This window comes from Streptomyces sparsogenes (genome assembly GCF_001704635.1).
In the GTDB taxonomy this organism is placed as follows: Bacteria; Actinomycetota; Actinomycetes; order Streptomycetales; family Streptomycetaceae; genus Streptomyces; species Streptomyces sparsogenes.
The window spans coordinates 1-10,368 of record NZ_MAXF01000137.1 but is presented as its reverse complement, the minus strand read 5'-3'; the positions used below and the strand labels follow the sequence as shown (position 1 = coordinate 10,368).

The 10,368-nt window shown below is 76.1% G+C and carries 5 protein-coding genes and 1 pseudogene; 1 reads left to right on the top strand and 5 read right to left on the bottom strand.

The features are described 5' to 3' along the window. The 4 genes and pseudogenes from BBH68_RS29155 to BBH68_RS29140 form a co-directional block, all read right to left on the bottom strand. Nucleotides 1-168 (bottom strand): annotated as a pseudogene (locus BBH68_RS29155) (ATP-binding protein); the annotation flags it as partial. Next, a complete protein-coding gene (locus BBH68_RS29150) occupies nucleotides 149-544 on the bottom strand; it encodes a DUF742 domain-containing protein (RefSeq protein ID WP_065966719.1) in 396 nt (131 codons plus the stop codon). The pseudogene BBH68_RS29155 and the gene BBH68_RS29150, both read right to left, overlap by 20 nt. A gap of 15 nt (nucleotides 545-559) precedes the next feature. Further along, nucleotides 560-985 carry a roadblock/LC7 domain-containing protein gene (locus BBH68_RS29145; RefSeq protein WP_065966718.1) on the bottom strand — a complete coding sequence of 142 codons (426 nt, stop codon included), beginning with the start codon at nucleotides 983-985 and terminating at the stop codon, nucleotides 560-562. Then, nucleotides 982-3,696, bottom strand: coding sequence for a nitrate- and nitrite sensing domain-containing protein (locus BBH68_RS29140; protein WP_065966717.1), 2,715 nt, complete (start codon nucleotides 3,694-3,696; stop codon nucleotides 982-984). The genes BBH68_RS29145 and BBH68_RS29140 overlap by 4 nt, the downstream gene beginning before the upstream one ends. A 364-nt stretch (nucleotides 3,697-4,060) precedes the next feature. Here BBH68_RS29140 and BBH68_RS29135 point away from each other — a divergent pair, with 364 nt between their 5' ends. Beyond that, entirely contained in the window at nucleotides 4,061-4,480 is a 420-nt protein-coding gene (locus BBH68_RS29135; protein WP_065966716.1) for a hypothetical protein, read from the top strand. 6 nt (nucleotides 4,481-4,486) lie between these two features. Here BBH68_RS29135 and BBH68_RS29130 read toward each other — a convergent pair whose 3' ends face one another. Beyond that, nucleotides 4,487-10,234: a hypothetical protein gene (locus BBH68_RS29130; protein WP_065966715.1), complete on the bottom strand. Its 5,748-nt coding sequence runs from the start codon at nucleotides 10,232-10,234 to the stop codon at nucleotides 4,487-4,489. Nucleotides 10,235-10,368 lie beyond the last annotated feature (134 nt).

Sequence of the window (10,368 nt, the reverse complement as noted above, 5' to 3'; positions counted from 1 at the left end):
GGCCCGCCCCGCCTCGGTGAGCAGTTCCTCGGTGCGCAGCGGCTTGATCTCGCTGACCGCGCCCACCAGGGTCGTCTTGCCCGCGCCGAATCCGCCCGCCACCAGGATCTTCAGCGTGATCGGGTCAATGACTTCGGAACGGCCCAGGTCAGAGTGCCCGTAGACCATTGATCACCTCGCGCAGAATCTTCTCGTCCGGCAGTTCCGCCGGAGGGACGGGCCGGGACACTCGGACGAGTGCCGCGTGCAGCAGGTCTCCGATGAGCACACGGACGACGCCGACCGGCAGGTCGAGTTCGGCCGCCAGCTCGGCGACGGACTGAGGGGAGTCCCGGCTCAGCTCGACGATGTCGAGGTGTTCCGGGGACAGTGTCTGGTCGGGGACGCGCCCTTGGTTCACGCTGTCCGCGACGACCACCGCGATGAGGTCGAGCTTGCCCTCGGCCGCGCTGCGGGTGCGCCCGCGTGTCATGGCGTAGGGCCGGACCACCGGTCCCGCGTCGTCGTCGACCCAGCGGGGGGCGCCTTCACCGTCTGCGGTCATCTCCCCTCTCCCCCGTCACCCGCCGGATCGCGGCGCGCTGCCCAGGTGCACGCCCACCCGCTTGACCAGCAGCGTCATTTCGTAGGCGACCTGTCCGACGTCCGAGTCGGCGTCGGCGAGCACCGCCAGGCAGCTCCCGTCGCCGGCGGCGGTGACGAACAGGAAGGCGTCGTCGAGCTCGACGATGGTCTGCCGCACCCGCCCGACGTCGAAGTGACGGCCGACTCCCTTGGCGAGGGAGTGGAACCCCGAGGCCACGGCCGCCAGGTGCTCGCCGTCCTCCCGGGACAGGTCGCGGGACCCGCCGGTGGGCAGGCCGTCCCCGGAGAGCACGAGCGCCTTGCGGATGCTGCCGACGCGTCCGACCAGTTCATCGAGCAGCCAGTTCAGCTCGCCCGACGCCCGCGGCGAGACGTTCCGGGCTGCGTTCGGTGCGGTCATCGACCGTCCCCCTCGTGTGTTGTTCCAGGTGCTGTGTCCGCCCTGCCGTCTCCCGTGGCCGTCTGGCGCCGGCCGCGCTGCCACCCCCGTTGGAGCGAGGCCATGGTGGCCCGCGCCTGTTCGGCTTCGCGTTCGGGATCGGTGTCGGCAGGGTATCGGTCCGCCTCGGTCTGCGGAGCGGGGTCCTTCTTCAACTGGGGTGCCAGGCTGGCCTGTCGTACCCGCTTGGGGAGCCCGGAGGCCGACCGCTGGGCCGGGACGGTGCGCTCCGGGGCCTGGCCGTCGGCCGGTCCCCGGCCGTCCGGCCTGCCCTGCCGCTGGGCCCAGGTCGGCTGCGCTCCGCTCTGCGGCCGGGCGTGCCGGCCGCCGCCCGGGGAGCCCTGCACCGGGCGGCCGTGGTCGGAGACCAGCACCGGCGGGACACGGCGGGGCAGCGGCGCGGGGCCCCGGTCCGGGCGGCCGGTCTGCGCGCCGTCCCGGGCCTGCTGGTGCTCCACCTCGGCCACCGGCGGGTGCGGCACGGGCCCGGTGGGCCGGGCGGCGGGCGGCGGGGTCGGCGACAGGCCGCGGGCCCGGAAGATGGCGCCCGCCTCGTCGTCGTCCTCGAGGTCCTCGCCGGCGCCGATCCGTGCGAGGGGCGCGGCGGGCGATTCGAGTTCGACCGGCCCGTCGACCACGGACACCTTGCGGCCGGCCCGGTCGGAGAAGGAGACCGGCGCCCCCTCGACGGCCTGCAGCCGGTCCTTGGGGCCGGGCCTCGCGTCGGAGACACCGCGGTCCCGGCCGCCGTCGGCGTCCTGCCCCGCCTCGCGGGTCTCGCTGAGCAGGTTCGAGGGGATGAGGACGATGGCGGTGGTGCCGCCGTACGGGGAGGGCTGGAGCGAGACCCGGACGCCCTGGCGCTGGGCGAGCCGGCTGACCACGAACAGGCCGAGCCGGTCGGTGTCGGACAGCTCGAACTCCGGGGTCTCGGCGAGCCGCTGGTTCGCCTCCAGCAGCGCCTCGGGCGTCATGCCCAGGCCGCGGTCGTGGATCTCCAGCGTGAACCCCTTGGCGACCCGCTCGCCGTGCACCTGGACGGTGGTGTGCGGGGGCGAGAAGACGGTGGCGTTCTCCAGGAGTTCGGCGATCAGGTGGGTGAGGTCGCCGACCGCCGGCCCGTTGACCGCGAGTCGCGACATGCGTCGGACCTCGATCCGCTCGTAGTCCTCGACCTCGGCGACCGCGGCGCGGACCACGTCCATGATCTGGATGGGCTTGCGCCACTGCCGGGAGGGGGCCGCGCCGGAGAGGATGACCAGGCCCTCGGCGTGCCGCCGCATGCGGGTGGTCATGTGGTCCAGGCGGAACAGGTCGGCGAGCTCGTCGGTGTCCTCGGTGCGCCGCTCCATCGCGTCCAGCAGGGTCAGCTGGCGGTGCAGCAGCACCTGGTTGCGGCGGGCCAGGTTGACGAACACGTCGGAGACGCCCTGGCGGAGCTCGGCCTGCTTGACGGCCGCCTCGACGGCGGCCCGCTGCAGGGTGTTGAGGGCCAGGCCGACCTGGCCCATCTCGTCCTGGCCGAAGTCTCGGCGGGGCGCCTCGGTGTCCACGTCGATCCGCTCGCCGGCGCCCAGGCGGCGCATCACGTTCGGCAGCCGGACGCTGGAGGCCTCAAGGGCGTCCTTGCGCAGCTTGGACAGGTCGCGGATCAGGCCGCGGCCGATCCGGAACGAGACGAAGATCGAGACGATCAGGGCCAGCAGGCCGAGGATGCCGGCCGCTCCGGCCCGGAGCAGGACGCTGTCGGCGACCGGGTCGATGCGCTTCTGGAGCCGGTCGGTGGCCTCCTTGCCGAGCCGGTCGTAGTCGCGCAGCACCGGCTGGGCGGCGGCCTCCCAGTGGCGCTCGTCCAGGGCCCGCAGCGCGTCGGCCGGCTCGGCCGCGCCCAGGAGCTTCTCCTCGGCCAGGCGCAGGGCGGCGGGCGCGGCGTTGGTGCGCCGGTAGTCCGCGAAGATCTTCTGCTCGGAGGCGGGCAGGATCGGCAGGTTGGTGTCGTAGAGCAGGTTGCGCTCGGCGATGAGGTCGGAGATCGAGTGCAGGTCGTCCTGGGACAGCTTGCCCGCCGTCAGCGCCGAGACGTACAGCGCGTCCTCGCGGGAGAGCGCCTCGCGGGCACGGATCAGCGCGACCAGCGCGCGGCCCTGCTTGTCCAGGTCCGTGTCGGGCACGGCGTGCAGCGAGCTGCGTAAGGTGTAGCAGAGGTCGACGAGTTTGTTGTAATACTCATATGCCACCGCGCCGGTGGTGCCGCGGTCCTCCACCTTGCGGCGCAGCGGGTCCAGGCCCTCGGCCGCCTTGACGATGGCCGAGAGCTGCTGCTCGGAGTCGTCGTTCATCATGTCGCGCACATCGCCGTTCGCGGCGGCGTCGCTGAGCGTGCCGATGACCTCGTCGGTCTTGCGCTGGAGCGCGTGGAGCACGGGGAGCGCGTCGGCCTGGCGCGGATCGGCGAGCAGGACGAGCGTCTGGCGGCGCTCCTTCTGGATGGCGTGCACCGCGTCCTCGGCCGGCTGGCCGACTTTGTCGATGATGTCGGAGGCGTCCAGGAGCCGCATCGCCTCACGACTGGTGATCACTGTAGCGAAGGCCCAGATTGCCGTCAGCGAGACAAGTGGCACCAGCAACAGCGCCACGATCTTCCGGCGGATCGATTTCCCGCGAAAGCGCATGGCCTCCCCAACGTCAACCCCGTTGTGGCGGGGCGGTGTTCGAGTTCCGACAACTAAGCGGCGCGAGCCTACTACTGCCCGTTCGACAACTCGAAGGGTTGTCCGCTTGATGCCGGGGTACGGACCCCGCGCCGCGTTCACGAGTTGTCCGGTGATGGCCCGACTTACCCCTTGCTCACCGGGCGTCCGGTGTCGGTCGCAGGTGCGGGAACGAGTCAACCCTTGGCCGGTTTTCCCCTCTCCGGGGGAACCTCTGATCACTGTTATTCGTGCATTGAGGGGGCACACTAAGGGTGAATACGACCCATGTCCCGCTTTCTGGAACGGCCGGGCCTGGGCAGCCGGTGGAAGGTGTAGGGGCTTCATGGACGCCATGGACAAGGATCGCGACATCCCGGAGCGCGCGGCTCGGCCGCTGTGGACCGAGGAGCCGGCGCGAAGGCACCGGCTGCCCGATCCGGTCCGCACGGCGGCGGTGCGGGCGGTCATCATCGTCGCGGTGACCTTGGTGCAGGCGATGGTGGCGGTGCTGTCCGCCCTGGCGGGCTCGTGGCTGGCCTTCCCCGCGGTGCTGACCACCGTGGCCAGTACGGTCCTGGCCACCTGGGGCGTGCTGGACGTATGGGTGACCCGGCAGGTGTGGAAGCAGCGCTACGGGGTGGTGTCCCGGCCCAGCAGCACGGCGCGGGAGCTGCGCCGGCAGCGCCGCCGGGAGCGGAAGGCGAAGCCGGTCGCCGCGCGCCGGGCCGCGGAGCGAGGCCCGGCGCGCGGCGCCGCCGCCTGACGGATCTCAGGCCTGGGCCTCCTGCGGGGCGGGGGCGTCCGGGCGGCGGTACATGCGCGTCGCCGTGATCTGCCCGTGCGTCTGGCCGTCCTCCGGGTCCCGCTCGGGCAGCCCCGGCCGCAGATGCTCCTCGACGCTGATGTACTTGAGCCCCGCCCGCAGGTCCGCGTCATTGCGCAACCGGATGACCAGCGGGAACTCGGCGAGCGCCGTGGTGTCGAACAGCCCCGTGGTGTAGAGCAGCTGGACGCCCAGCGCGTCCGCGACCGCACGCTGCAGCTCCAGCAGATACGTGGCGTTGGCGCGCCCGATGGGGTTGTCAAGGAACAGCGTGCCCGCGTGGCGGTGCCGGTCCCGGCCCCGGTCGTTGCTGCGCAGCGCCGCCATCGTGCAGTACAGGGCGATCGCGGCGGTCAGCAGCTGGCCGCCGGAGAAGACGTCGCCCATCTGACCGACCGGCACCCGCTCGGCGCGCAGCACCGCGTCCGGCTTGAGGATCTCCACGGCCACGCCGCGCGGCTGCAGCGCGGCGTGCACCCCGCGCAGCAACAGCGACATGCCGTCGCGGCGCAGGTCGGAGTTCTTCCGCACGGCGGAGCGGGTCGCCTCGTCGATGACCTCGCCGAGCCGCTCGGTGAGCGTCGCCTGGTCCGGGTCCTCGAAGCGGATCCGCAGGAACTCCTGCCCCGACCACTCCCCGAGCCCTTCGGGGAGCCGGGAGAGCCGCTGCGCCGAGCGCAGCGTCGCCAGCGACGACTCGACCAGGCCGCGCAGCCGGTCCACGATGCTGTCGCGGTTGCGCTCCAACTGGGCCAGCTCGTCGGTCAGCACCCGCAACCGGGGCGCGAACGCCTCGGCCCAGGCCGCGGCGTGCTCCGGCAGGGCGGACGCGGGCAGCTCGCGGATCTGCTGCCGGGCGGGGGTGCGCACCTGCTCGTAGCGGGTCGCGTTGGCGTGCCGTACGAGCACGTCGCTCGCCTCCCGGACGGCGCCCTCGGCCGCCGACAGGTCGCCCGCGCAGGCGCGCAGCGAGCGGCGGGCCTCGGCGGCCGCCTGCCGCGCCTCCGCGAGGCTCCCGGCGTACGCGTCGGGCCTCTCCTCACCGTCCGGGTCCTGGTGGTCGCGCAGCAGGTCCCGCAGCAGCGCGGCGGTCTCCTCGAAGCCGCCCGCCGCGTCCTCGGCGGCGCGGTGGGCGCGCAGCAGCTCGCTGTGGGTGGTGCGGGCGGTCTCCAGGGCGTCGGTACGGGTGCTCAGTTCGGCGTTCGCCGTCCGCAGCAGCTCCTTCGCCTGCTCGGCATCCTGCGGAATCATCCCTTCCGGCAGCTCGGTGTGGGCGTCGCCGTCGGCGGGCGCCAGCCGCTCCGCCTCGCCGCGCAACCGGCCGAGCTGCTCGCTCGCCGCCGACGCGCGCGCCTCCAGCATGTGCACCAGCGACTCGGCGCGGGCCGCGGCCGCCTGACGGGACGGGCCGTCCGCGCCGTCCGTGCTGTCCAGGAGTTGCGCGGCGCGGGTGCGGACCTTGTTGGTGAGCCGGTCCAGGGCCGCCAGCGCGGCGCTCTCGTCGCTCTCCGCGCGGGCCTGCTCGGCGCGCAGATCGGCGCCGACGCCCACCTTCTCGTACACCTGCGAGGCCGCCCGGTACGCCTCGCGCAGCGCGGGCAGCGAGGCGGTGGGGGGCGCGCCGTCCACCATGTCGTCGGGCGCGCCCGCGATCTCGGCGCGCTCGGCGCGCAGCGCGCGGGCGGTGCGGTGCGCGTCGTCGGCCGCGCGCTGGGCCGCGCGCCGGTCCTCGTCCGCCGCGCGCGCCCGGTCCACGCAGGCGGCGGCCCGCTCCTCGTACTCCGCGGCCTCCTCGGCCAGCTCGCGCAGCCTGGTCTGCCAGGCGGCCCGCTCCCGCAGCCGGAACGCCAGCCCCGCCAGCGCGTCGGCCGCCCGGCGGGCCCGCTGCGCCGCCTCCTGCCGCTCATCGCGCACCCGGGCCGCCTCGGCGGCCGCCTCGTCCGCCTCCACCCGCGCCGTACGGGCCTCCGTCAGCTCCCGCTGCGCGGCCTCCGCCGCCTCGCGCGCCCGCTCGGCCTCCGCCGCCAGCTCCGCGAGCCGCCCCGGCGGGCAGCCCGTACGCCACGCCGCCAGCCGCGCCGCCAGCGCCCGGTCCCCCGCCAGCCGGGCGGCGAGCGCCCGGATCTCCTCGTCCCGCGCGGTGGCCCGCGCCCGCAGCTCCCGGCGCTCGTCGTCGGCGGCCCGCTCGTCGTGCATCGCCGGGTTCGGCGGCACGAGGAACACCCCGCTGTCGCTCGCCCCGGGCGGCGGCGTCGGCGCCAGCAGCGCGGCCGCGGTCCCCACGGCCACGGCGGAGCGCGGCAGCAGCGACGCCCTGCCGAGCACCTCGCGGGCCCGGGCGTGGGTGTCGGGGTCGGTGATGACCACCCCGTCCACCAGCTCCGGCCGCGCGGCCAGCACGGCGGCGTGGTCCACGGGGTCCACGGCCTGCGCCAGATAACGCCAGCCGGGCAGGGCGGGGATGCCGTGCTCGCCCAGGTACTCCACCGCCGCCAGCACATCGGGGCTCGGCGGCAGCAGCCCGCCGTCGCCGAGCGCGGCGAGGATCCGCGAGTCGTCGGCCGCGGCCGTGCGCAGCTCGAAGAGCTGCCGCTCGGCGGAGGCGACGCTCTCCTCCAGCAGCTCCCGCAGCGCGTCGGCGTTCCGGTCGAGTTCCTCGGCGCTCAGCGGCCCTTCCTCGACCCGCCGCGCGCCGCCGCCCGGCCGGGCGGTGCCGGTACCCCGGCGCGCGGCATCCTCGCCCGCGCCCCCGCCGGCCGCGCGCCCCGCCCGGCGCCCCGTGGCGCCCGTCGCGCTCCCGGGGCCGTCGTCCGTACCACCGACCCGGCGGGCCGCGCTACTCGTCACGCCCTCGCCGCCGGACGCGGACCCGCCGGGGCGCGCGGCGGCGCCCACGCTCTCATGGGCCGCGCCGGACCGCGCGCCCGCATCGCGCGCGCCGTCCGGCGAGCCGTCACCATCCGCGTCGGACACGGCCTCGGCAGGTCGCGCGGCGGCGCCCACGCTCTCGTGGGCCGCGCCGCGTTGTCCGCCTGCGCCCCGCGCGCCGTCCGCCGAGCCGTCACCATCCCGAGCACGGCGAGCCGCGCCGCCCGCCGCCCCCTCAACCAGGCCCACGACCTCGTCGGCCAGGTCCTCGGACCGGGAAGCGGCCCCGCCAGACACCGCGGCGCCGGACACGGCCTCGGCAGGTCGCGCGGCGGCGCCCGCGCGCCCGCGGGCCGCCCCAGACGCCCCGCCCACGCCCCGCGCGCCGTCCGCCGAGCCGTCACCATCCGCGCCGGACACGGCCTCGGTCCCGAGGGCCGGGCCGCCGGACGCGGGCCCGGCAGGGCGCGCGGCGGCGCCCGTCGCGCTCCCGCGCCCCGCCCCGGACTCCCCGCCCGCGCCCCGCGCCCCGTCCGCCGAGCCGTCACCATCCCCAGCACGACCGGCCGCGCCGCCCGGGGCGGCCTCGTGAGCGGTCGCGCCCGCGATTCGCTCGCTGTCCGTAGAGCCGTCGCCGTGCCCGGCGGTGTCGGCCGCGTCGGCGGGTTCGGCCAGTTCCGGGTCCCAGCAGTCGTCGGCCGGCGTGCCGTCGCCGCCGGGGCCGGGCTCGTCGGCGGAGGGGGCGGGCGCCGGGGTGGCGGGCTCCGGGTCGTGTCCGTCCACGTGGGCCGAGACGCGGCCGGGCGGGTGGGCGTCGGCGCCCAGGGAGCGTGTGGGGCGTGCGGGGGCGGCCGGCGGCTGGGCGGTGTCGTCCTGGTCCAGCTCGTCGACGCGCATCGTCACCCGCTTCGGCGCGCCGGCCTCGGCCGCCGACGGGCGCCCGGCGCGCGGGGCCGGGACGGACGGGGCGGACGGGGCGGCCGAAGGGAGGCCGAGGAGTTCGACGAGGCGCTGTTCGGCGCCGAGGGACTCCGCCGCCCGCCGCTCCGCGTCGTACGCCGCCTCGGCCGCGCGGGACGCGTCGGCCGCGCGGGCGGCGGCGAGTTCGGTGCGGGACTGCTCGGCGGCGGCCGCCTTCGCGGCGTCGGCGGTGCGGCGGGCCGCCTCGCGAGCGGCGTCCCAGGCGGCGACGGTGGTCTTCTCGGCGTCGCTCGCGGCGAGGGCGGCGCGGGCCGGGTCCGCGTCGGGCGCGGAGTCGTCCAGCCAGCCGGCGCGCACCGCCTCGGCGGTCTCCTGCTCGACCTCGGCGAGCCGCTGCCGCAGGTGCTCGGCCTCGCTGCGGGCGCGCTGGGCGGCCGTGGCGGCCGCCGTGGCGTCGCGGTGGGCGGCCTCGCCCGTCTCCTGGAGGGCGGCGGAGCGCTCCTCCTCCTCGTTGGCCAGGCGCTCGCCGTCCTGCGCGGCGGCGTGCAGCGCCCGTACGAGGTCGGCGGCGGCCTTGGCGCGGGCGGCCAGCGCGGGGGCGGCGTCCCGCTCGGCCTCCCGGATCGCGGCGGCCACGCGCGCCGAGCGGTCGGCGGCGGCGCGGTGGCGCAGCACCGTCTCGGCGGCCTGCCACGCGGAGTGCAGGGTGCGGGCGTCGTTGACCTCGCGGCGCTGCGCGGCCGCGCCCTTCTCCGCGGCGGCGAGCGCCAGCGAGGCGTGCCGGTAGGCGAGTTCCGCCGCGACCAGGGAGCTGCGCCCGCGCGCCTGCTCCGCCTCGGTGACGGCGTGGGCCGCGGTGGCGACCTGCTGGGCGAGCTCGGCGGCGCGCCCGCGCTCCTCGGCGCCGCGCGCGGACAGCCGCCGGGCGAGCGTGCGGGTGCGGCGCTCTGCGCCCGCGTGCACCCCGCGGGCCTGCTCGCGCCGCTCCGCGGCGTCCGCGATGCGGGAGAGCAGGTCCAGCGAGCCGGCGGTGAAGTCCCGCTCGGCCGTCAGCTCCGCGCGGCGGCCGAGCTTGTGGGCGAAGCCGTGCACGAGGTCGGCGAGCCCGTCCGTGTCACGGGTGTCGGTGACGGCGCGCAGCAGCAGGTCGGTGAAGTCGGAGTCGTTCTTGACGGCGAACAGGCCCGCCGCCTCGCCCTCGTCGGCGTTCATCTCCCGCTGGTAGCGGAAGAGCTCGGGGTCGAGCCCGAGTTCGCCGAGGTGTTCGTTCCAGCGCTCGTGGATCTCCACCCAGGACACGTCGAGGTGCGGATAGGCCTTGCCCGCCTCGGTGATGGCGTCGCGGAACCCCTTCATGGTGCGGCGGCGGCCGCGGGCGGTGGAGGCGCCCTCCACGACGGGCCGCACCGCCGCGGACTCGGCCACCGGCAGGGAGTCCAGGCTCAGCCCCGGGCCGGGACGGAAGGAGTACCAGGCCTCGGCGAACTTCCGCGGGTCGTTGGACACCTGGCGGCCGCGCCACTCGCTGACCTTGCCGACGACGACGGTCTCGCCGGTGACCGTGTGCTGCCACTCCAGCGCCACATGCCCGCAGTCGTCGGCGAGCAGGAACTTGCGCAGCACGCCGGAGCTGGCGCCGCCCAGGGTGTTGCGGTGGCCGGGCAGCATCACCGAGAAGATCAGCTTGAGCAGGACGGACTTGCCGCCGCCGTTCTCCAGGAAGAGCACGCCGGCGGGCGCGGGGCGGCGCGGCGGGCCGACGGGCTCCTCCTCGAAGAACTCCGCCTGGGTGGGGGCGGGGCTGGGCACCGGCTCGCCGACTCCGCGCAGGTCCAGCACGGTGTCGGCATAGCGCGCACCGGCGGGCCCGATGGAGTAGAGGCGGACCCGGGACAGCTCGTACATGGCGGCGGACTCTCGTTGTGGGGGATCAGGGGGGATCAGGGGTCTGAAGGGTGGCGTCGGGGGGGGTGGGGGGCGGGCGCGCCCCGGTCAGGTCGCGTGGAAGGGCAGCCCCGCGTCGGCCACCAGATGCAGGT